Source organism: Hymenobacter coccineus, assembly GCF_001816125.1.
In the GTDB taxonomy this organism is placed as follows: domain Bacteria; phylum Bacteroidota; class Bacteroidia; order Cytophagales; family Hymenobacteraceae; genus Hymenobacter; species Hymenobacter coccineus.
In genome coordinates this window covers 1-21,577 of record NZ_MDZA01000440.1, presented here as the reverse complement: position 1 = coordinate 21,577, position 21,577 = coordinate 1, and the positions used below count along the sequence as shown (strand labels likewise).

The following is a 21,577-nucleotide window of genomic DNA, read 5'->3' as shown; positions in this document are numbered from 1 at the left end:
CGTGATGAAAACCGCCACCGACTGGATAACCGAACAAGACGCGAAAAATTGGTTTGACCATTGCGGCTATCATGTACAGTAACCTGAGAACTGCTCTAAGTTTGAGTTCCTTCCGCAACCGGGGGAGCTATTTGCTGGGCTACGACTCCAATGGCAATACCCTCTACGAGACCTTCGACTACCGGGCGCTGCTGGCCACTGCCCGCTTCGGTATTCGCTTTCTACCCCCCCTGCCCCACGACCAGCAGCTGGTGATAGGCCTAGGTTTTGAATACAATAGGGTCTTGAGCCTCCGCCTGCCCAGTAATACCAGCAGCTACTATTATTCTGCCAACCAGCCCGCCGATGCCAGCGATGCCTACGCTACTCCTGGGCTGCTGCCCAACCTCACCCTAGGCTGGCGCCGCCAGCGGCTCACGCTCCTGCTGGATGGGCAATTTTACCGAACCCGCAGTGGGTCTAGTTTTTCCGATCTCTTTTTTGCCAGCAACGGCGCGGTGCGCCTAGGACTGAACTACCGCCTGGGCCGCAACCCCGACGGGCCCACTCGGCCCTGGCGCCCACCCGTGCGCCCAAGGTAATTCAGCCAGCGTTTACCCTAGGCACTGCTCATCTTGTTCTTGCCGCAAATTCATAAACTTGCGGTAATCTCTTGGCAATAAGCCAACTTCATCTTTGCTGGGTACTAAATATTCCTGGCAATGGCTGAAATTAACAAATCAATCACGCGGCGCAAGTTCGTGCGTAACACCGTGCTACTGTCGGGTGGCGCGGCCCTGCTGCCGGGCCTGCTGACGGCCTGCAAAGACGACGAACCGGCAATAGCTTACACTGGCGACTACGGCTTCCGGGAAGGCGTAGCCAGCTTCGACCCCTCGGCCACCAACGTCATCTTGTGGACGCGCTACACCAGCGCCACCAACGAGAGCGGCGACGCCAGCATCCGCTGGGAGGTGGCCCAGGCCAGCAGCTTTGCCCCGCTCGTGGCCAGCGGCACGGCCGTGGCCACCGCCGCCACCGACTATACCGTGGCCGTGGATGTGCCCGGCCTCGTGGCCAACCAGAAGTACTACTACCGCTTCGTGAGCGAACGCACCAACGCCGCCTCGGTGGTGGGCGAAACCAAAACGCTGCCCACCGGGGCCCAAGCCAGCAGCGTGAAGCTGGCGGTGGTGTCGTGCGCCAACTACCAGGCGGGCTTGTTCAACGTGTACGGCGCCGTGGCCGCGTCCGACGCCGACGCCGTGGTGCACCTCGGCGACTACATCTATGAGTACGGGGCGGGCCAGTACGGCAGCAACCCGGCCACCGCCGCCCTGAAGCGCGACCACCTGCCGGCCACTGAAATCTTGACTCTTAGCGACTACCGCACCCGCTACCGCCAGTATCGCTCTGACAAGCAGCTCCAGCTCGCCCACCAGCTCAAGCCCTTCATCTGCGTGTGGGACGACCACGAGTACGCCAACGACGCCTACACCACCGGGGCCCAAAACCATCAGCCCGCCACCGAGGGTAGCTTTGAGGACCGCAAGCGCGTGGCCAACCAGGCGTGGCACGAGTACTTGCCCGCCCGCGTGGCCGACAAAACCAAGATTTACCGCAGCTTCGCCTTCGGCAACCTCGTCAACTTGGCCATGCTCGACACACGCATCACGGGCCGTGACAAGCAGCTGAGCCTGAGCGACTACAGTAGTACTACTACCGGTGCTTTCAACACCGCCGCTTTCGCTACGGCCTGGCAAGACCCTAACCGCTCGATGCTGGGCGCCGAGCAGCGCGCCTGGCTGGCCGGCAACCTGGGCGGCAGCAGCGCCAAGTGGCAGGTACTGGGCTCGCAGGTGCTCATGGGCAAGATGTACATTCCGGTGGAGTTGCTGGCGCTGGTGGGCCAGCTGGCCAACAACCCCACGCCCGCCCTGCTGGCGCAGTACAACGCGCAGGCCACGCAGCTGAGCGCCATCAAGCTGCGCCTCCTCAACAACGACCCCTCCGTGACGGCCGCCGAGCGCGCCCGTGTAAACACCGTGCTGCCCTACAACCTCGACGCCTGGGACGGCTACCCCGCCGAGCGCGAAAAGCTCTACGCCGCGGCGGGCACCAAAAAGCTGATTTCCATCGCCGGCGACACGCACAACGCCTGGCACAGCGACCTGACCACCGCCACCGGCCGCCGCGCGGGGGCTGAATTCGCTTGCTCGTCGGTGTCGTCGCCGGGCTTCGAGGCGCTGCTGGCCGGCAATACCGCCGCCGTGGCGGGCTTCGAGCAGTCCAACCAGTTGCTCATCGACGACTTGCAGTACCTCGACGCCTCGCGCCGCGGCTACGTGCTGGCCACCTTAACGGCCGCCAACGCTACGGCCGGCTACCGCTATGTGGGGCCCCTGGATGTGGAAAACCCCGCCGCCACCACCGGCAAAACTGTGGTGGAAGTATAGCCCGTCTAGCATTCAGCCGATGCAATAGGGGCCCTAACCGCACATTGCGGCCTGGGCCCTTTTTTGCACGAGCCAAAAGCTTTACTGTTTAGCCTCACTATTGCGCCACAACGCCTAGGTGTATAGTCCCAAAATGTAGTGGGGGGGGGTTATGACCGAACTTCGCCAGTACTTATGGGACAATTACTTCACGGCAGCGCCCGCACAACGCCGGCAATACGACGCAGTATCTAGCAAAGTCAGGAAAGCGCACAAGGCTTAGCTAAACGCCACGGGGTCAATATAAAGACGGTGACCAAGTGGCGCAACCGGAGCACAACTACGGACGCGCAGATGGGGCCGAAGCCTGTTTCCACCATGCTTACGGCCGAGCAGGAAGCTGGCGCAGTTGCTTTTCGCCAGCATACACAACTGCCCCTGGATGATTGCCTCTACGCCTTGCAGGAGACGATTCCGCAACTCTCCCGCTCGGCCCTGCACCGCCTGTTCCAGCGCCACGGTATCAGTCGCCTCCCCGCCCCAGAGCCAGCAGAGAAGAAAATGCGCCTCTAGCATTTAGGGAGAAATTTAAGGATTACCCAATTGGTTGCCTGCGCGTTAACTTCGCTGAAGGAGCTACAGAAGAAGGCAAAGCATATCTCTTCGTCGCCATCGACCGCACTAGCAAACAGGCCTTTGCTGAATTGCAACCCCGTGCCACGAAAATGCTGGCCGCTGACTTTTTGCGTCGGGTGCTGGCCGCCATCCCCTACCAAGTGCATAAAGTATTGACCGACAACGGTATCCAGTTCGGTAATATGCCCCACCAAGTCTATGCCTGGCGGCACATTTTTGACCGCGTCTGCGACGAGCACGGCATCGAGCACCGCTTCACCAAGCCCGCCCACCCCTGGACCAACAGTCAGGTTGAGCGCTTCAACCGCACCTTGAAAGAGGCTACAGTACGCCAGTATCACTACCAGACCACGGCCCAACTCAACGAGCACCTACAAGCCTTTTTGCTGGCTTACAACCACGGCAAACGGCTACAGGGCAAAACCCCGCACGAATTCATCTGCCAGCAATGGCACTTAACCCCGCCTATCTTTATCCGAGACCCAACCCACCTCACCCTGGGACTATACAGCTAGCCGCCACCAACCGCGGATGCGCATCAGCTGAGGGGCCCGGCCAGCTGCTGCGGAGCCACTTGCTTGTCGGCCGGCGGCCCGTCCACCAAAACGCTAGGCCCACTAGTAGGCCCGCCGCGCCTTGCAGCAGCACCGTGTGCGGGGCTCCAATGTGGCGCGCCAGCCAACCCGCCAGCAGGCTGCCCAGCGGCTGCACGCCCTGGAAGGCCATCACGTAGTAGCTCAGCACGCGGCCGCGCATGTGGTCGGCCACGTTGGTTTGGATGGCCGTGTTGGTGCCCGCAATGAAGAGCATCATGCCCGCCCCGCCCAGCGTAATGAAGGCCAGCGCGGGCCCCAGCTGCGGGCTGAGCGCGAAGCCCACCAGGCTGGCGCAAAACCCTAGCGCCGCGTAGGTAATGAGCTGCGGGCGGCGGTTTTCGGCGGGCTGCGAAGCCAGGTAGAACGCCCCCGTTAGGGCCCCCAGGCCCGCCAGGCTGTTCAGCCAGCCGTAGGTACCGGCCTGGCCGTGAAACACATCCTGGGCAAACACCGGCAGCAGCGTGCCGTAGGGCATGGCGCAGAAGCTGATGCCCGCCATCAGCAGAATCTGGCGGCGCAGGGCGGGGGCCCCGCGCAGGTAGGCCCAGCCTTCGCGCAGGCCTTCCAGGGCCCCCGGGCGGTGGGCGCGCGCGGCCGCGGGGCGATGCGCATGAGCAGCAGCGAGGCCACCACGGCCACGAAGCTCACGGCGTTCACCACAAAGCAGGGGCCCTCGCCGAAGCGCGCCAGCAGCAGGCCCGCCAGGGCGGGGCCCACCAGCCGGGCCAGGTTCACCATGGTCGAGTTCAGGGCAATGGCGTTGGGCAGGTGGGCGCGGTCGTCCACCAGCTCCACCATCAGCGACTGCCGGGCCGGGATGTCGAAGGCGTTGATGGTGCCCAGCAGCAGGCTCAGGCCGGCCACGGCCCAGGTAGCGTAGTGCCCGCTCAGCACCAGCCAGGCCAGCACGCAGGCCTGCACCAGCGAAGCAATCTGGGTGACGAGCAGCACCCGGTAGCGGCTGTAGCGGTCGGCTACGGTGCCGCCGTAGGGGGCGAGCAGCAGCGTTGGGATTTGGCTAGAGAACGAGACCAGGCCCAACAGCAGGGCCGAGTGGGTGTGGCTGTACACGAGCCAGCCCACGGCCAGCCGCTGCATCCAGGTGCCGATGAGGGACACCGACTGCCGGCGTAGTAGAGGCGAAAGTTGCGGTGGGCGAGCGAGCGGAAGGCGGAAATCACGCGGGTGAAACGGGAAAGCGGCGGCAAAGGTGCGGCCGGGCCCCGGGGGCCCCAACCCCGGGCCCCCGGGGCGTATCGGGAAGCCAGGTTTCGCCCCGTCGCCATGATTGTCAACCCCACGCCCACCGGCTGGCAAATTATTTACCAGCAGGCCCACGCGCTGCTCGCCGCCCAACTGGCCTGGGCCTGGCCGCCCTTTTTGCCGCCCGACCGCTGGGTGGGCCTACTGGCGGCCGTGGCGCAGCACGACGACGAACAGGCCGCCTGGTACGGCCACGGCGGTCACCACGGCCTCACGCCCGCTGGGGCCCCGGCCAACTTCACGCAAGTAGAATTCTCGCTGACGCAGGCTCAGGACCTGCTGCACGCCGCCCGTTTCCAGGGGCAATGGCGTAGCCTGCTCACCAGCCTGCACCTGAGCTGTTTGTACGAGCCACTGCGCGGCAGTGCACTCGCCACTACGGCCTTCCTCGACGAGTTGAAGCAGAGCCAACGCCGCTGGGCGCGGGCACTGAAAACAACACCCGCCGAGGCCCGCCGCGCCTACGACCTGCTGCACTGGTGCGACCGTCTCTCGCTCATCCTCTGCCGCCAGGAGCTGCCCGAGATGGGCCGCGAGGTCGAAATCAGCCCGCTGCCGGCCGGCCACCGGGCGCACGCCAGCTACGTACGCCAGCCCGGGGGCCCCGGCACGCCCGTTGCAGTGCGGCCCTGGCCTTTCGCCACCGACGCGCTGGCGGTGAGCGTGGAAGCCCTGGAATTGCCCCAGTTGCGCTTCAGCGACGATGCGGCCTTAGCTGGGGCCCTGCGCGCCGCCCCGGTGCACCCCTTGCACTGGGAGATGCGCCGCATGGAGTAGAGAAATAATCCTTTCGTAACCAGGATATTACTTGTTTCGCAAACGAAAGGCCGGGAGGGTCCGTAAGAGGACCTTACCTTTTAGCTGGTGGATGGCGACGTATAAATTTTCTGATGTTCTGCAAGTAATGAAGTCGTCGGCCGGCGAGTTCATCGATAATAACTCGTTTCGGCACGCGGCGGCGCTGTCGTACTACACCATCTTTTCGTTGCCGCCGTTGCTGCTCATCGTCATCACGGTGGCCAGCAAGTTTTTGGGCCACGATGCCGTGACGGGCCAGGTGTACGGCCAGCTGAAAGGGCTGGTAGGGGCCGATTCGGCCAAGTTCCTGCAAGACAGCATTGCCACATTCACCATGCAGGACAAGAGCGGCCTAGCCACCGCCATCGGGGTGGGCACGCTGATTTTTGCGGCCACCACGTTCTTCGTCACCCTTCAGGAAAGCATCAACGACATCTGGAACCTGAAGGTTAAAACCACCGGCATCGGTATCGGCGACTACATCCGCCAGCGCCTGCTCTCCTTCGGCCTCATCCTGAGCGTGGCGCTGCTACTGCTCGTCTCGTTCGTGGTCAGCGCCGTGCTGAGCGCCTTTACCGGTTGGCTCCAGCAAATCATTCCGGCCGCCGGGGTGGTGGCCATCAAATTAGTTGATTTTGCTTTGTCGCTGGGCGTCACCACGTTGCTGTTTGCCCTCATCTACCGGTTCCTGCCCGACGCCATTATCCGGTGGCGCGACGTGGGCGTGGGGGCCTTCATCACGGCGCTGCTGTTCGTGCTGGGCAAGTTCCTCATCGCCGTGTACATCGGCTACGCCAACCCCGGCTCGGCGTTCGGGGCGGCGGGCTCGGCCATCGTGCTGCTGCTCTGGATCAATTATTCCTCGCTCATTATCTTCTTCGGAGCCGAGTTTACCCAGGAATTTGCCGATGCCTTCGGCCAGCGGGTGCAGCCCAAGGCCCATGCCGTGCGCGTGCGCGTCGAGGAAGTGAAGCCCGGCCAATCGGACGAGGAAAAAGCCTCTGGCCGGCCCCAGGCCGAGGGCCGCTGGCGCGATTAGGGCCCCCGGGACAGCCAACCAAGGCACTCGATAACGATAGCCAGGGCGCCAGGGGATAACTGAAAGCAGCTAGCCCGTAGGTGTCGCAGGTACCCAAGGGCGCCAAAAATAATTATAAGCAGAAGGGGCACCGTTTCCAAAACGATGGGGCCCTGTTATTTAATTAATTATCCCCCCTACGCCGCCGCCGCCTTTTCCTTCACCGCCAATTGCCCGCAGGCGGCGTCGATGTCCTTGCCGCGCGAGCGGCGCAAGTTGGTTTGCACGCCGCGGTCGGCCAGGTACTGGTGGAACGACATGAGGTTTTCCTCGCCGGTGTTGCGGTAGTCGGCGTTTTCGATGGGGTTGTACTCGATGAGGTTGATTTTGCAGGGCAGCCACTTGCTGATTTTCAGCAGGTTCTCAGCGTCCTCCAGCGTGTCGTTGAAGTTCTCGAACACGATGTACTCGTAGGTGACCTTGCGGCCGGTTTTCTCGTGGTAGTACTGCAAGGCCTCCTTCAGCGCGGCCAGCGAGTTGGCCTCGTTGATGGGCATGATTTCGTTGCGCTTGGCATCGGTGGGCGCGTGCAGGCTCAGGGCCAGGTTAGCCTTCACGTCGTCGTCGGCCAGCTTTTTGATCATTTTGGCGATGCCGGCCGTGCTGATGGTGATGCGGCGCGGGGCCATGTTCAGGCCGTCGGGGGCCGTGATGCGGCGCACGCTTTCCACCACGTTGGCGTAGTTGAGCAGCGGCTCGCCCATGCCCATGTACACGATGTTGGTGAGCGGCGTGCCGTACTGGCCCTCGCACTGCTCGCGGATGCGCACCACCTGGTCGTAAATCTCGGCCGCGTCGAGGTTGCGCTTGCGGTCCATGTAGCCGGTGGCGCAAAACTTACAGGTCAGCGAGCAGCCCACCTGGCTGCTGATGCATGCCGTCATGCGCGTGTCGTGCGGGATGAGCACGCCCTCCACGATGTTGCCGTCGTAGAGCTTAAAGGCCGATTTGATGGTGCCATCGTTGCTGCGCTGTTGGTTTTGCACTGTCACGCCGTTGATGACAAAATGGGCCCCCAGCAGCTCGCGGGTGGCCAGCGAGAGGTTATTCATCTCCTCAAACGAGCCGGCCGCGTTCTTCCACAGCCACTCCACTACCTGCTTGGCGCGGAAGGGCTTCTCGCCGTGCTCCACCATGAATGCCTTCAGGTCGTCGGCCGATACTTTGCGGATGTCGCGCTTGGTGAGCGTGGGGGCGAGGGGCAGTTCGAATAACATAGTGCAAAGATACAAGCAGGCAAGGCGTTGGGTTCCCGTAGGGCCCCAGGACTGCTGCGCGTGCCCTCTTTTCGCAGGTGGTCTACCGGCTAGCTGTGCTATCGGCGGGTGGGGCTGCCGGTGGCTGAAACCGAATGGACATGGTGAAGCGCACGGGCACGCCCCGGCCCAGCTGCCGGCCGGGGGAGAACTGGGGCAACTGCTGCACAGCACGTACCACGGCCAAATCGCAATCGTCCCGGAAGCCCCGAACGATGGCAATGTCCTTGATCATGCCGTCGGCGGCCACCGTGAAGCCAACAAACACCTGCCCCACCGCGCGTTCGCGTAGGGCTTGAGCAGGAAAATCTACCCGTCGTTTAATAGCCGTCAGGATAGCCGTGGCCCCACCGCCGCCGGGTAGCTGCGGCATTTGCTCAACGTAAGTGTACACTTTTTCTTCAGGTGAGGCTGATTGCGCACGGGTGGCGCCCGTGGCAGCAAGCAAAATTGCTCCAGTTACGGCGAATCGACCTATTAATTGTGGAGTAAATAACATTGTAAAATATAAGCGCTAGTACCTGATAAGAAGAGGATTACAAGGTACACGCTGGGGTCTTATTACACCAGTTTTGCTGCCAGCTCGGGCGGCAGCCCGCGTAGTTTGCGGGCGTTGTAGTCGAAGCAGAGCATACCGGTTTTGGCGCGGGCTATTTCCTTGCCCGCCTGGTTTTTTACCCAGTACACCAAGTCGAAACCATATTTATTCAGGTCTAGGGGCCCTACTTCGATGCGCAGCACGTCGCCGTGAAACGCCTCGCCCTTGTACTCGATGGCCACGTCGGCCATGATGAAGCCCAGGCGGGTGGCCGGGTCAAACTCGGCCGTTCCGAGGCGGGCCAGGTACTGCACCCGCGCCTCGTGTAAGAGGCTCAGCAGGGCGTCGTTGCCAAGGTGGGCCCCGTAGTTGAGGTCGGTGATGCGGACGGGAATCTCCACTGCGAAGCCAAAGCTTTCGGGCAAACTTACTTTTACGCGGGCCATGGGTTCAACGAGCTATGCATGAATTATCTTCCTTCGAGGAAGCAAAAATAGAGGTGCGCACCACCGCCGACGGCTCGCCCACGCTCTACGTGCCGGCCCTCGACGAGCACTACCACTCCACGCACGGCGCACGGCAAGAATCGCAGCACGTATTTATTGCGGCTGGGCTGAAGCCGCTGCTGGCGGCCGGTGGCACTACTTATGCGCAACCGTTGCGGGTGCTGGAAGTGGGTTTGGGAACCGGCCTCAACGCCATTCTGACGCTGGAGGCAAACCAAGGGGCCCCAACGGAGAGCTTCCTCGAATACGATGGCTTGGAGACGTTCCCGCTGCCGCCCGCTGTGGTGGCGGCGCTGCGGCCCGAATGGGACCAGCGGGGCGAGTGGCTGGGCCGGCATTTTGCCTATCTGCACACCGTGCCCTGGGACGTGCCCGTAGAAATGACGCCTTGGTTCACCGTCTGGAAAAGGCCGCAGCCGCTGCAAACCGTTGCCCTGCCCGCCAGCTACTACAACCTCATCTATTTCGACGCTTTTGCTCCCGAAAAGCAGCCCGAGCTGTGGACGGAGGCCGTGTTTGCGAAGCTCTACACGGCCGCCGCGCCCGGGGCCGTGCTGGTGAGCTACTGCGCCCAAGGCCAGTTCCGGCGCAACCTGCGGGCCGCCGGCTGGCTGACGGAGAAGCTGCCGGGGCCCCCCGGCAAACGCGAAATGACGCGGGCCCGCAAGCCGGCTTAGCCGTTTATCCGTTAACTTGACCCTTATGCCTACCGATTCGTCCCTGGCCATTTACTGCCCGCGCTGCCACTGGGAGCCCGACGGCGGCGCGCACTGGCAGTGCACCTGCGGCTGCGTGTGGAACACCTTCGAAACGGCGGCCGTGTGCCCGCGCTGTCAGCGCCGCTGGCGCGACACCGACTGCCGCCGCTGCCCGGCGGCTGCGGGGCTGCGTCGCCGCACGAGGATTGGTACCACGGCCTGGATGCGGCAGTGGCCGAGCTGATGGAAACGGCGCTGGCCGTGCCGGCAAGCGTATGTTGCAGCCGGAATGAGCCATAAATTTCTCCACACCGAAAGCCCGGCCTGGGTGGCCGAGGGCCTCATCACGGAGGCCCAGCGGCAGCAGTTGCTGGCGCGCTACCCACCCGATGCCGTGCCCGCCGTGGGCCTGCTGCCGCTGCTGGGCAGCCTGCTGGTGGCCCTGAGCGCCCTGAGTGTGGTGGCGGCCAACTGGGCTGCCCTGCCGCCGGTGGCGCGCTTGGCCCTGCTGCTGAGCAGCCTGGTGGGGGCCTACGCTGGGGGGCATTACTTCGTGCAGCGCGGCAACCGCACCCTGGGCCGGGGCCTGGTGGGCCTGGGGCTGATGCTATTTGGCGTCAGCATCATCCTCGTCAGCCAAACCTACCAGCTGGTGGGCTACGACGCCAGCGGACTGCTGGCCTGGGTGGTGGCCGGCGTGGCCCTGGCCTACGCGCACCGCAGCCGCATGCTGGCCGCCCTCACCGTGCTCATTGGGGCGGTGGTGCAAACCTACTGCACCCAGGCGCTGGGCAGCTACAGCTACGCTACCGCCGCGCTGCTGGCCGGGGGCCTGGGCTACTTCTGGTGGCGCCGCCCCGATGGCCTGCTGAGCACGGTGCTGTCGGCGGGCTTGCTGTGGCAGGCGGCGCTGTGGGTGGGCGTTTCGCACGCCAAAATCACCTGGTTTTTTGTGCCGGCCATGCTCGTGTATGCGGCCGGCGACTGGCAGGCCAACCGCCCCGCCGGCCGCGCCGCGCAGGGGCCCCCGCTCATTGCCGCCTACCTGTTTGCCCTGGGCCTGGCCCTGTTTGGCGAAACCGATGCCTATGCTGACCTGCTGCGCCCGCCAGTGCTGGCCTATTTAGGGGCCCTGGGGGCGGTGCTGGCGCTGTCGGTGGCTGGCAAAAAACAGCGCGGCCGCCTCGATACGCTGCCCGATTGGTTGCTGCTGCTGCCCGGCTTTTATTTGCCCGGTGGGCTGCCGCTGGCCATTGCCACGCTGGTGGTGCTGTACGCCCATGCCGGCTCGGTGCTGCTGCGCGCCCACCGCGCCGGCGATGCCGACCAGCTCACGCTGGGCACGGTGCTGTTTGTGGGGGCCACGATGGTGGCGTACTTCAAGCTGACGTGGGCGTTCCTGGATAAGTCGCTGTTTTTCCTGCTCGGTGGGGTGCTGCTGCTGGGCCTGAGCTGGTACCTGCGCCGCCGCAACGCCCGGGTGCTGGCCGCCGCTGGGGCCCCCGGCGCGGCCCCAGGCCCCGCCAGGCCCACCGAGTAGCGCGCGCTGCTGTTTCTTTCGTCTCTAAACCAACGCCTTATGGCTTCTGCTGTCGCCGCCGTTCCCGAAGCCTTGCCCCGGTTCAAGCTGCTGCCGCGGCTGCTGGTGGGGGCCCAGGTGCTTTATGTGTTGGGCGTGGCCGGCGCAGGCTACGCCACCACCGCGCTGGGCAAAGCCGTGGTGCTGGCCGCCACCCCTGCCGACCTCACCACCCTCAAAACCACCGATTTTGTGCGCCTGCGCTACGCCGTGGCGACCGTGCCCCGCACCCAGTGGCAGGGCCCCGACGAGCCCCACATCCGCCAAAGTGTGTACGTGTTGCTTACCTCTGCTGGGGCCCCCGCCGCGGCCACCGTGCTGGGCGTGTACGCCGCCGAACCGCACGCCGAAGCCGGCCAAGCCGTGCTGCGCGGTTGGGTCACCGATGTGTTTCCGCGTACCCTGGGGCTGCGCTACGGCCTGGAGCGCTACTACGTGCCGGCGGCCAGCGTTTTGCGCAAATCCACCGTGGCCCGGCCGCTGCGGGTGCAGGTGCGCATCGCGCCCTGGGGCCAGTCCCGCATTGTGGAGGTGAGTGAATAAGCGCGGCGGCTGGTGTGTTGCTGATGCAGCCAGTTGAGGAATTAATTGAACGTCATGCTCATCTGGCGTCCGCGCAGCCGAAGCATCTCTACCGCGGCAGTAATTAATTATTAGTCAGCCAGATAGATGCTTCGGCTGCGCGGACGCCAGATGAGCATGACGACCTAGCCGCGCTCAGCATGACTTTCAATTAATTCTAAGAAATTGTTAACCAGTATAAAACAGAAAAGCCCCTGGCTACGCGGCCAAGGGCTTTTCTGTTACCAAAACAGCGACGCTATTTGTCTAGGTGGAAGGAAATCGGGACGGTGTACTGTACGCTCACAGCCCGTCCGTTTTGGCGGCCCGGAATGAAGCGCGGCAGCTTGCTAATGGCCCGCAGCGTCTCCTCATCCAAGCCCGAACCCAGGCCCTTCACGATTTTTAGGTCCGTCACTTCGCCCTGCGCGTTCACCACGAAGCTGGCGAACACCTTGCCCTCCACGCCGGCTGATAGGGCCTGAGTGGGGTAGCGCGCCGCCTTTTGGATGGCCGCCACGATGGCCTCGGTGCCGCCGCCGCCGGGCAGCTGCGGCATCTGCTCCACTGTTATAAATGGTTTGTCGCTTACCTCATCGCCAACGGTCGTGGGGCCCACCACTGGCTTGAGGTCCGTCACGTCGGCTTCGTCGATACCACCTTTGATGGTTACGGTAGCAACGTGCGCAGTTGCCAATTGATCCTGCTCCGGAATATCTTCGGTAACGATATTATCGTGGACAACCTTGATGTTGTCGAACTTAGTGGAGTTGATGGCCACCGTTTTAGGTTGTACGGTAGCTACAGGTGGCGGCGTTACGATAATGGGATCAATAATCAGCGGCTTCACCTCAGGATTAATTACGCCCGTGGGCACGAAAGGAATTACCACCTCGGGGCCCCTGATTAGCCGCGCCAGGGCCTGGCCGCCCACCAGCAGCGCCAGCAGGGCCAGGGCAATGCCGAGCGCCCGCGTCACGTGGCGCTGGTAGAGGTGGCGCAGCAGGTAGGCCCCGTAGGTCCGGTTGCGGCCGTCGAATACGATGTCGTCGAGGCTGGCCGTGGCCAGCTGGGCATTGGTCATCATAATGCGTTGCTAGTTAAGAGGATGAGGTCGGAAGGGGAAAGTTTGGTGAGGGCGTATTGCCGCTGGTTGGTGATGCTCATCTCGTCGAGAATGTCCACCATGTCCTTGTATTGCGAGTCGGCGCCGGGCTTGATGAGCACTACCACGGGGCCCCGCCGCTGGCGGGCCAGCAGCACCTGCCGGATGCCCTGGGCCCCAAAATCCGTGGTTTCCAGCCGGGCGGCAGCCACCGTTTTGTCGGCCGGCTGGTTCAGGCCGAAGTAGTAGTGCACGCGGTGGTTTTTGCCTAGGATAACGGTCATGGCCTTCGAAGCAGCCAGATCAACCGGGTGCTTTTCGTCGGGCACGGGCATGGTCAGCTGCATCACGTAGGGCTTGGCAAACGTGGTGGTGAGCATGAAAAACGTGAGCAGTAGAAACGCGAGGTCCACCATCGGCGTCATGTCGATGCGGGTCGACATCTTCTTACTTCGTCGGCGGCCGGTGGGAGCGGGGGCGGAGGCTTTCGGTTCGAGGGAGGCCATAGGCGACGGGGCGAATGAGTGGAAGATGAAACACCAACGCACCGCTATATTCCCTTATTGCTGTCCTTGTAGGCCCCAGCCACTATTTATTTTTGGGCCGCCGAGGGCCCTAAAAACGCCACACGCCCGCCGGCGTCATGAGGGCCGTCAGGGCCACGTCGGTGGGCAGCGTATCGGCCAGCGGGGCCCCCGGCTGCTCGTCCAAAATGTTGAGCCCAACGAAGGCCGTGCCCGGCCGGCACTGCGCCAAAAACCGGTCGTAAAACCCTCCCCCGTAGCCCACGCGCTGCCCGTGCACGTCGCAGGCCAGCAGCGGCACCAGCACCGCATCGAACACCGTGGGCGTAACCGCCGCCGCCGGGGCCCCCACCGGCTCCGGGATGCCCCAACGGTTGGCCACCAGCGGCGTGGTGGCTGTCAACTCGTAGTGCTTCAGCGAAATGCCATCGGGCTGCACCACCGGCGCCGCCAGCTGCAAGCCCGGAAAATCGGCCCAAATGCGCCGGATAATTACCCAAGTATCCGGCTCATTCTTATTAATTAACGGCAGAAACACGTGCAGCCACTGCCACGCCGCCACTGGGAAATGCTGAAATAATTGCTCGCTAATTAATCCGCTGCGTTCCGCCACTTCGGTGGCAGTTAGGGCCCCGCGGCGGGCCAGGGCGGTGCGGCGCAGGGCGGGTTTAGTCATTCCTAGATTAATCAAGGATTTAATCAGAAATGGTTTGAATTAATTAAAACGGTCATGCTGAGCGCAGTCGAAGCAGCTCTACCGCAGCAGTAATTCTGACTAGTCGAGCAGTAGAGATGCTTCGGCTGCGCTCAGCATGACGGTCTAGAGTACATTTTAATTAATTCAAGTAGCCCCTTAAAGGTGCGGTGAAAACCTCCTTACTGCTACGCTTTGAGCTGTAATGCTTCCACCCAACCCATAAGATGTATCAATTTCACAATTAATCAACTCATTCTCTTCATTGAAACTAATATCAAAAATTACGTTTTGATGATTAAAACCATCGAGTTTGTAGTCTCGCACTTCTTGAAACTCTAATTCCACCAAGCCAATCCCAATGACATCTATTTTCAGATAAATTACTGGCCAGTAACCAGGTACGCCACGTGTAAACCTCAGGCTTACAATTTCGGCATCGTGAAACGAAGGCCAATGTCCCAAATGCTGAATAACTAATTCTCTATTTATAATATTATCTGCGGGCATAATATTGATTGACAAGTATTTAATCTTCCTCAATTACCGCGAAGTTCAGCGCCAGCGGTTCCAGGGCCCCTATTAATTGATTGATGAATGCGGGGTTGTTAATTAATACGTTCAGCACGTTGTCGGTGCGCTCTTGCAGGCCGCCGCCGGGGAAGAGCTTTTCCTTGAGGACGGCCAGCTGGGCGTAGGCGGTTTCGTGCTTGGTTTCGGCGGCTTTGCTGAGGCGCTTTTCGAGGCCAGCGAGGCCTGCTGCGGCTTTTTGGGCTTCGGCGGCCACGGTGCGCACCAGCGAAGCGTCGAGGCGCTGGGCCAGGTCCTGCACTTGCTGGAAGGTAGCGGCCAGGGCCTCCTGCTGCTCTTTCAGGCTGATTTCTTCCTGGCCCAGGGCGGCGCCGACTTGCTTTTTCAGCTCGGGCAGCGAGCGGAAAATATCCGTCGTGCTCAGGCCCAGTTTCTTGAGTTTACCAGCGTTGGCGCGGCTCACGTACATGGCCGAGTTGCGGGGCAGCACGATGGGAAACGGCACGTTGAACGCCGCGAAAACGTCCTTCAACTGGAACCAGTACGCCACCTCCGCGCCCCCACCGATGTAGGCCAGGTTGGGCATTAGCAGCTCCTGGTACACGGGCCGCAGCACCACGTTGGGGCTGAAACGCTCGGGCTGCTGGCGGGCCAGCTCCAGCAGTTCGGCCTGGCTGTGGCAGCGGGCGGTGTTGCGCACGGTCACCTCCACGCAGTCGGCGCCGTTGGCGTCGGGCTCCAGCCGCTCGCGCAAGCCGCTGTCGGTGAGGAAGAACAGGTTGAGGGGGCGTGAGTACACCTGCGGCTTGTAGCCGGCGGCGGTGAGGCGGGCGTTGGTGGCCTGCACGGCGGCGTTGGAGGTTTGGTGCTGGATTTCCTGCTCTAACACCGGCACGAGGGCCTGCTTCAGGTCGGGGCGGTCAGCGTCGAGCGTTACCAGGCCGTACTGGCCAAAGAGGCCGTCGGCGAGGCGCTGGGTGGCGGCGGCCAGCGTGGGGGCCCCGGCGTAGGCATCGCGGAATAGGGCCGGCACCTCGGGCGGCAGCTGGCTCAGCAGCTGCTCCTCCAGGCCGGCCAGGGGCAGGCGGCCCACGGGGCCCCCGGTGCCTTCGGCGTCCCATTGGTAGGTTTTGCCGAAGAGCGAGAAATGGTTAATTTCAGCAAAGTCGTGGTCCTCAGTGGCCATCCAGTACACGGGCACGAAGTCGTACTGCGGATACTTGGCCTTCAATTCGCGGCTCAACTTGATGGCCGACACGATTTTGTACACGAAGTACAGGGGCCCCGTGAGCAGGTTGAGCTGGTGGCCGGTGGTGATGGTGAACGTGGTGTCCTTCTCCAACAAATCGAGGTTGGCGGCCACGGCGGGCGGCACGTCGCCAGCCGCGTACTGGGCGCGCAGGGCCCCCACCAGCCGCTGCCGGGCCTCGGGCGAGTAGGCGGCTTGCTTCTCCTCGATTTGGGCGGTGAAGTTGTCCAGCGCCGGCCAGCGGTGGTAGAAGGGAGCTAGCTCCGGCTTTTGGGCTAGGTAATCGGTGAGAAGGCCGGAGAAAGCGCCGGTGTCGGCGTAAGAAAGTGTCTGAACCACGGATTTATCGAATTGAGCGAAGTCGTCGGATTTTGGGGACGATTGGAAGCGGCGCGACTGGGTCGCGCCGTAAAGGTCGGGACTAAACAAAAAAGGCAGCCGTTTGGCTGCCTTTTATAAATGAATGTGCGCTGGGGCCCCAAAGTCAGGCGCGCAGGGCTTCACAGCTAGTTCCTCTAGACCGTCATGCTCATCTAGCGTCTGCGCGGTCGAAGCATCTCTACCGCGGCAGTAATCCTAGTTAGTGAAGCAGTAGAGATGCTTCGGCTACGCGGACGCTAGATGAGCATGACGGTCCAACCTTTATCTCATACAAGCTTGCCGTACAAGTCGAAATCCGTGGCCGAGGTAATTTTCACGTTCGCGAAGTCGCCCAGGCGCACGAACGTGTCTTTCTCCACCGGCACCAGCACCTCGTTGTCCACCTCGGGCGAGTCGAACTCGGTGCGGCCCACGAAATGGCCACTTTCCTTGCGGTCGAACAGCACCTTGTAGGTCTGGCCCACGCGGGCCTCATTCAGCTCCAGCGAAATGCCCTGTTGCAGCTCCATGATGGCGTCGGCGCGCTCCTGCTTGAGCTCGGCGGGTACGCTGTCTTCCAGGGTGTAAGAGTGCGTGTTGTCCTCGTGCGAGTACGTAAAAATGCCCAGCCGCTCGAACCGCGTCTGGCGCACAAACTCGTACATTTCCTCGAAGTCGGCCGCCGTTTCGCCGGGGTGGCCGCTGATGAGCGTGGTGCGCAGCGCAATGCCTGGTACCCGCTGCCGGATGGTGTCCACGAGCTCCGAGGTGCGGCGGCGGGTGATGCCGCGGCGCATGGTTTTCAGCATGTTATCCGAGCCGTGCTGTAAGGGCATGTCGAGGTACTTGCAGATGTTGGCGCGCTCGGCCATCACGTCCAGCGCCTCCAGCGGGAACTGCGACGGATAAGCATACTGCATCCGAATCCACTCAATGCCGTTCACGTCGGAGAGGCGGCGTAGCAGCTCGGGCAGCTTGCGCTCGCCGTAGGCTTGCAGGCCGTAGTAGGTCAGGTCCTGGGCAATGAGAATCAGCTCCTTGGTGCCCTGGGCGGCCAGGCGGCCGGCGTCGCGCACGAGGTCGTCCATGGTGCGGTCCACGTGCTTGCCGCGCATCAGCGGGATGGCGCAGAACGAGCACGGGCGGTTGCAGCCCTCGGCAATTTTGAAGTAGGCGTAGTGGCGCGGCGTGGTGAGCAGGCGCTCGCCCACCAGCTCGTGCTTGTAGTCGGCGTTCAGCACCTTCAGCATCTGGGGCAGCTCCAGGGTGCCGAAGTAGGCGTCCACCTGCGGGATTTCCACCTCCAGCTCGTCTTTGTAGCGCTGCGAGAGGCAGCCCGTCACGTAGAGCTTCTCCAAACGGCCGGCTTCCTTCTCGTCGGCGTAGCGCAGAATGGTGTCGATGCTTTCCTGCTTGGCGTTGTCGATGAAGCCGCAGGTGTTGATGATGACGATGTTGGCGTCGCTTTTCGTCGCCTCGTGCGTCACGTCAAAGTCATTGGCCTGGAGCTGGCCCATCAGCACCTCGCTGTCCACGATGTTCTTCGAGCAGCCCAGCGTGATGACGTTGACCTTGTTTTGGTTTTGATTTCTAACTTTCACAATCGCTGATTTAGACTGATTAACCGTGATTTCGCTGATTTTTATTTTGTTGAAGCCGCTGAATTATTGGCTAGTGCTTTTAGCTAAATCCGGGTTTTATTAATTATTTATTCTTGGTTCTTAATTGAATTAGCGCAGCGCGGCCAGGGCAAACTGGAAGCCCGGCAGCACATCTTCACCGCTTAGGGTTTCGTCAAATGACTTGACGACGCTCACCGAACCGTCGGCACGGAACACGCGGGCGGTTTCGGTTTTGGGGTCGATGAGCCAGGCCAAGTGGCAGCCGTTGGCGATGTACTCCAACAGCTTCGCCGCCAAATCAGTCAGGCTGTCGGACGGGCTAGCCAGCTCCACCACAAAATCGGGGCACAGCGGCGGGAAACGCTCCTGCTGCGCAGCCGCCAGGGCCCCCCAGCGGTCGGCGCGCACCCACGCCACGTCGGGCGAGCGCACCGCGCCGTTGGGCAGCCGGAAGCCAGTGGAGGAGTCGAATACTTCACCCGTCCGGCCTTGGCGGTTCCAGATGGTTAAATCTGTCAGCAGCTCGCTATTGCGGCGGCCCGTGGTTCCTCCGGTCATGCTCAAAAACTCAATGGTGCCGTCGGCCCGGCGTTCAAATTTCAGCTCGGCGTTGCGCTGGCAGAAGACGTAGAATTCGTCCTCCGTCATATGGTTCAGCCAGTCCGCCAAGCTAATGGCCGGGGCGGAGGCTTCGGGCAGCGCGGCGGCCGGCGGCAGCACGGGGGGCAACAAGTTGGGCGTCATGGCAAAGGCAACAGCAAGACCGAGCGAATTAATTCAGAACCCCGGGGCCCTACACGGCCTCGAACTGCCGCAAAAAGCGCAGGTCGTTTTCCGTGAACAGGCGCAAGTCCTTGATTTGGTACTTGAGCATGGCGATGCGCTCGATGCCCATGCCCCAGGCGTAGCCGGAGTATTTCTCGGGGTCGATGCCGCTGTTTTCGAGCACGTTGGGGTCCACCATGCCGCAGCCGCCGATTTCCACCCAGCCCGAGTACTTGCAGATGTTGCAGCCCTTGCCTTTGCAGATGAGGCAGGTAATGTCAATCTCGGCGCTGGGCTCGGTGAAGGGGAAGAAGCTGGGCCGGAACCGGATGTTGATGTCGGCCCCAAACAGCTCATTTACAAAATAGTACACCGTTTGCTTGAGGTCGGCGAAGCTCACGCCCTCGTCGACGAACAGGCCTTCCACTTGGTGGAACATCATGTGGGCGCGGGCCGAAATGGCCTCGTTGCGGTACACGCGCCCCGGCATCACCGACCGGATGGGCGGGGCCTGGGTTTCCATCACCCGCACCTGCACGTTGCTGGTGTGGGTGCGCAGCAGCAGCGGCACGTCGGGGGCCCCGGAGTCGGCAGCATCAAGCGGGCTTTTGGGGGCGGGCGGGGCGATGAAGAACGTGTCCTGCATGTCGCGCGCCGGGTGGTTCTCGGGGAAGTTGAGGGCCGTGAAGTTGTGCCAGTCGTCCTCGATTTCGGGGCCCTCGGCCACCGAGAAGCCGATGCGGCCGAAGATGCGCAGCATCTCCTCGCGCACCAGGCTCAGGGGGTGGCGGGTGCCCAGGGCGTGGGGCACGGGCGGCAGGGTGTAATCGTAGCCGGCATCGGCGGGCTGGTTGGCGGTGGCGGCCTCCAAGGCCTGCTGGGCCTCGTCGTGGCGGGCCTGGGCGGCTTGCTTGAGCTGGTTGAGCTGCTGGCCCACGGCGCGCTTCTGGTCGGCGGGCACGGTTTTGAGCTGGTCGAACAAGTCGGCCAGGCGGCCCTTGCGGCCGAGGTAAGCAATGCGGAAAGCGTCGAGCTGGGCCGCGGTGGCCAGCTCCTGGGCGCTGATTTCGGCCTCGAGGCCGGCAATGGAATCCTGTAGCATAGGTGCAAAGTTACGGCCGGGCGGCACCCCAGCGGGCGGTTTCGCGTAGGCAGCTCGTTGGCCCGCCCACCGGCGGGGCCAACGGCTTCTTTTTCACCCTTGTTCCTCGTCCTTATGCTCCGTTCCTTGCTCACCGCATTGCTGGCCACCGCCGCCCTCGCCGCCACTGCCCAAACGGCCCCGCGCATCACCGCCACACCCGCCGCCCCCGCGGAAAAAACCATGCCCATGCCGGCCGCCACTTCCGATGCCACCGCCACCGATGGCGGCTTTGGCAACGGGGCCCCCGGCTCGTCGTCGGGCAGTAATGGCCAGGGCCAAGGCGTGTACGCTGCCCCCGGCATGCCCGTGCATATCAAATCGGGCAAAGTAGAGCCTTATAACTCGACCAACATAGAGCCAACCGACAAGCCGGCCAAGCGCCGCACCACGCTCTCGCCCAAGTAAGTGCCTGCCAGAAGGTTTTTCTGAACGGGGAATTGTCATTCCAACGAAGGAGGAATCTGAGGAACGTTCTTAACTATTTTACTCAGATTCCTCCTTCGTCGGAATGACAATTCCCCGTCAGAAATAGCCCCTAAACGCCGGGTCCCCGACCGTCAATTCAACCCAAAATGTCCCGCTTAGCTCATGCAGCCGGGCGGGGCGTCTTTTGGGTTGAATTAGCGGGTGCCCCTGATTAAATCCAGCGGCCAGGGGCCCCGGGCAGTGAATAGCGAGTTTGGCACGGTCTTCGATTTTGGACAAGCATCCCCCCACTCTTCAAGCCCGCTTCGCCATGTTCCGCTCTATTATTACCCTCGCTTTGTCGGTGTTTTTGATTGCTGAAGCCAGCGCCCAAACCACGCCGGCCACTACCAAAAAAACCACCCGCACCACCCGTCGCGTGGCCAAGAAAGCGCAGCGCACCGTGCGCAAAACCACCCGCGCCGCCGCTGCTGCCTGGCCCGCCCCCGACCCCGCCACCCCGGTGATGGCCGCCGTGACCGAGCCCACCGGCTGGGAGGCTTACGACGACGCCCAGGCCCGCCAGGGCCGCGACGCGGTGTACGCCGCTCCGGGCATGAACGTGCACATCCGCACGGGCCACGAGATGGACAACTACGACGGTACGCCCCGCAAAGCGCCCGTTAGCACGCGGCAAACCACGCTCTCGCCAACCCCTCGCTAGGCTAGGCCAATCTCCGACCGCCAATTATACGTAGAGTGGGCCCCGGCTAAGCGCTGGGGCCCACTTCTTTATTCAATCAATTACGCTGCTTATATGCTACGTTCTTTCCTCGCTGGGGCCCTGGTGCTCGCCGTGCTGTTTGGAGCCCAGGCCCAAACCGGCACCAAAAACTACAAGCGCTCGGTGCGCCAAGCGAGCCGTAAAAAAGGCAATTATTACCGCGCCGGTACCCTCAAGGCCACCGGCGCTGGTAAGCGCAAGCTGGAAGTGTCGCGCGGCGACTACTACCTGGCCCCCGGCATGCCCATGCCCCAAACCGACCACCGGCACATCGACAGCTACATGGGCGATGTGCCCGCGCGCAAGCACTACGCCAAGAAGCCCGTCCCCGGGGCCCCCGGCGGTAATACTACCCTCAGCCCCGTAAGGAAGTAGGGGAGGCGAATAAACTATAAATCGGTCATGCTGAGCGCAGCCGAAGCATCTCTCCCGCTGATTAACCAAATCGATTGAGTTAGTCAGGAGGAGATG

General features: G+C 62.5%; 24 protein-coding genes and 1 pseudogene. 12 read left to right on the top strand and 13 right to left on the bottom strand.

Annotation, left to right across the window (positions count from 1 at the left end; all coding sequences use genetic code 11):
* The first annotated feature begins 101 nt into the window (after positions 1–101).
* The 3 genes and pseudogenes from BEN49_RS23120 to BEN49_RS23110 all read left to right on the top strand — a co-directional run bounded on the left by BEN49_RS23120 (position 102) and on the right by BEN49_RS23110 (position 3,565).
* Positions 102–581: a hypothetical protein gene (locus tag BEN49_RS23120; RefSeq protein ID WP_125917166.1), complete on the top strand. Its 480-nt coding sequence runs from the start codon at positions 102–104 to the stop codon at positions 579–581.
* Between the two features lie 120 nt (positions 582–701).
* Positions 702–2,435 (top strand): alkaline phosphatase D family protein, encoded by a 1,734-nt coding sequence (locus BEN49_RS23115; RefSeq protein WP_070747044.1) that lies wholly within the window; start codon positions 702–704, stop codon positions 2,433–2,435.
* Between the two features lie 174 nt (positions 2,436–2,609).
* Positions 2,610–3,565 (top strand): annotated as a pseudogene (locus BEN49_RS23110) (IS481 family transposase).
* Here the strand turns inward: BEN49_RS23110 and BEN49_RS30320 are convergent.
* Both BEN49_RS30320 and BEN49_RS30315 read right to left on the bottom strand, forming a co-directional pair.
* On the bottom strand, positions 3,543–4,184 hold the full coding sequence (locus BEN49_RS30320) for an MFS transporter (RefSeq protein ID WP_262490250.1): 642 nt from the start codon (positions 4,182–4,184) through the stop codon (positions 3,543–3,545). The pseudogene BEN49_RS23110 and the gene BEN49_RS30320 overlap by 23 nt on opposite strands.
* Positions 4,145–4,765, bottom strand: coding sequence for an MFS transporter (locus BEN49_RS30315; protein ID WP_070747040.1), 621 nt, complete (start codon positions 4,763–4,765; stop codon positions 4,145–4,147). Before BEN49_RS30315 ends, BEN49_RS30320 begins: the two co-directional genes overlap by 40 nt.
* 165 nt (positions 4,766–4,930) lie before the next feature.
* On the opposite strand from BEN49_RS30315, the gene BEN49_RS23095 reads away from it, so the two are divergent.
* Complete coding sequence (locus BEN49_RS23095) at positions 4,931–5,686, top strand: DUF3891 family protein (protein ID WP_070747039.1); 756 nt, start codon at positions 4,931–4,933, stop codon at positions 5,684–5,686.
* 91 nt (positions 5,687–5,777) lie between these two features.
* Positions 5,778–6,746, top strand: coding sequence for a YihY/virulence factor BrkB family protein (locus tag BEN49_RS23090; RefSeq protein WP_070747037.1), 969 nt, complete (start codon positions 5,778–5,780; stop codon positions 6,744–6,746).
* A 176-nt stretch (positions 6,747–6,922) separates the two neighbouring features.
* On the opposite strand, the gene rlmN is transcribed toward BEN49_RS23090, so the two are convergent.
* The 3 genes from rlmN to BEN49_RS23075 form a co-directional block, all read right to left on the bottom strand.
* The gene (gene rlmN, locus BEN49_RS23085; RefSeq protein WP_070747035.1) at positions 6,923–8,002 is read right to left on the bottom strand and encodes a dual-specificity RNA methyltransferase RlmN; all 1,080 of its coding nucleotides are present in this window, start codon (positions 8,000–8,002) and stop codon (positions 6,923–6,925) included.
* Between the two features lie 82 nt (positions 8,003–8,084).
* Positions 8,085–8,435, bottom strand: a complete 351-nt coding sequence (locus BEN49_RS26135; RefSeq protein WP_158023057.1) for a TonB family protein — start codon at positions 8,433–8,435, stop codon at positions 8,085–8,087.
* 167 nt (positions 8,436–8,602) lie between these two features.
* A complete protein-coding gene (locus tag BEN49_RS23075; RefSeq protein ID WP_239692070.1) occupies positions 8,603–8,980 on the bottom strand; it encodes a thioesterase family protein in 378 nt (125 codons plus the stop codon).
* Between the two features lie 59 nt (positions 8,981–9,039).
* Here BEN49_RS23075 and mnmC2 point away from each other — a divergent pair, with 59 nt between their 5' ends.
* From mnmC2 to BEN49_RS23055, 4 genes are read left to right on the top strand one after another with little or no spacing between them, the layout of a single operon-like run.
* Entirely contained in the window at positions 9,040–9,762 is a 723-nt protein-coding gene (gene mnmC2, locus BEN49_RS23070) for a tRNA (5-methylaminomethyl-2-thiouridine)(34)-methyltransferase MnmC2 (protein ID WP_070747030.1), read from the top strand.
* Positions 9,763–9,787: 25 nt separating this feature from the next.
* On the top strand, positions 9,788–10,027 hold the full coding sequence (locus BEN49_RS23065) for a hypothetical protein (RefSeq protein WP_204376191.1): 240 nt from the start codon (positions 9,788–9,790) through the stop codon (positions 10,025–10,027).
* Between the two features lie 45 nt (positions 10,028–10,072).
* Positions 10,073–11,323: a DUF2157 domain-containing protein gene (locus BEN49_RS23060; protein ID WP_070747028.1), complete on the top strand. Its 1,251-nt coding sequence runs from the start codon at positions 10,073–10,075 to the stop codon at positions 11,321–11,323.
* A gap of 39 nt (positions 11,324–11,362) precedes the next feature.
* Positions 11,363–11,905 (top strand): GDYXXLXY domain-containing protein, encoded by a 543-nt coding sequence (locus BEN49_RS23055; RefSeq protein WP_070747026.1) that lies wholly within the window; start codon positions 11,363–11,365, stop codon positions 11,903–11,905.
* A 277-nt stretch (positions 11,906–12,182) separates the two neighbouring features.
* Here the strand turns inward: BEN49_RS23055 and BEN49_RS23050 are convergent, their stop codons facing one another.
* From BEN49_RS23050 to pheS, 8 genes are all read right to left on the bottom strand, one after another.
* A complete protein-coding gene (locus BEN49_RS23050) occupies positions 12,183–13,010 on the bottom strand; it encodes an energy transducer TonB (protein ID WP_083326398.1) in 828 nt (275 codons plus the stop codon).
* Positions 13,007–13,534, bottom strand: coding sequence for an ExbD/TolR family protein (locus BEN49_RS23045; protein ID WP_070747021.1), 528 nt, complete (start codon positions 13,532–13,534; stop codon positions 13,007–13,009). Before BEN49_RS23045 ends, BEN49_RS23050 begins: the two co-directional genes overlap by 4 nt.
* A 109-nt stretch (positions 13,535–13,643) precedes the next feature.
* The gene (locus BEN49_RS23040; protein WP_070747020.1) at positions 13,644–14,228 is read right to left on the bottom strand and encodes a 5-formyltetrahydrofolate cyclo-ligase; all 585 of its coding nucleotides are present in this window, start codon (positions 14,226–14,228) and stop codon (positions 13,644–13,646) included.
* A gap of 177 nt (positions 14,229–14,405) precedes the next feature.
* Complete coding sequence (locus BEN49_RS26130) at positions 14,406–14,756, bottom strand: Imm50 family immunity protein (protein ID WP_083326397.1); 351 nt, start codon at positions 14,754–14,756, stop codon at positions 14,406–14,408.
* 19 nt (positions 14,757–14,775) lie between these two features.
* Positions 14,776–16,365, bottom strand: coding sequence for a bacillithiol biosynthesis cysteine-adding enzyme BshC (gene bshC, locus BEN49_RS23035; protein WP_070747050.1), 1,590 nt, complete (start codon positions 16,363–16,365; stop codon positions 14,776–14,778).
* A gap of 308 nt (positions 16,366–16,673) precedes the next feature.
* Positions 16,674–17,987 carry a 30S ribosomal protein S12 methylthiotransferase RimO gene (gene rimO, locus BEN49_RS23030; RefSeq protein WP_070747018.1) on the bottom strand — a complete coding sequence of 438 codons (1,314 nt, stop codon included), beginning with the start codon at positions 17,985–17,987 and terminating at the stop codon, positions 16,674–16,676.
* Positions 17,988–18,116: 129 nt separating this feature from the next.
* Positions 18,117–18,752 (bottom strand): Uma2 family endonuclease, encoded by a 636-nt coding sequence (locus tag BEN49_RS23025; protein ID WP_083326396.1) that lies wholly within the window; start codon positions 18,750–18,752, stop codon positions 18,117–18,119.
* Between the two features lie 49 nt (positions 18,753–18,801).
* Positions 18,802–19,875 (bottom strand): phenylalanine--tRNA ligase subunit alpha, encoded by a 1,074-nt coding sequence (gene pheS, locus BEN49_RS23020; RefSeq protein WP_070747016.1) that lies wholly within the window; start codon positions 19,873–19,875, stop codon positions 18,802–18,804.
* Positions 19,876–19,989: 114 nt separating this feature from the next.
* Between pheS and BEN49_RS23015 the strand changes: the two genes are divergently transcribed.
* From BEN49_RS23015 to BEN49_RS23005, 3 genes are all read left to right on the top strand, one after another.
* The gene (locus tag BEN49_RS23015) at positions 19,990–20,322 is read left to right on the top strand and encodes a hypothetical protein (protein ID WP_125917164.1); all 333 of its coding nucleotides are present in this window, start codon (positions 19,990–19,992) and stop codon (positions 20,320–20,322) included.
* 331 nt (positions 20,323–20,653) lie between these two features.
* Complete coding sequence (locus BEN49_RS23010; RefSeq protein ID WP_070747012.1) at positions 20,654–21,046, top strand: hypothetical protein; 393 nt, start codon at positions 20,654–20,656, stop codon at positions 21,044–21,046.
* Between the two features lie 93 nt (positions 21,047–21,139).
* Entirely contained in the window at positions 21,140–21,481 is a 342-nt protein-coding gene (locus BEN49_RS23005) for a hypothetical protein (RefSeq protein WP_070747010.1), read from the top strand.
* Positions 21,482–21,577 lie beyond the last annotated feature (96 nt).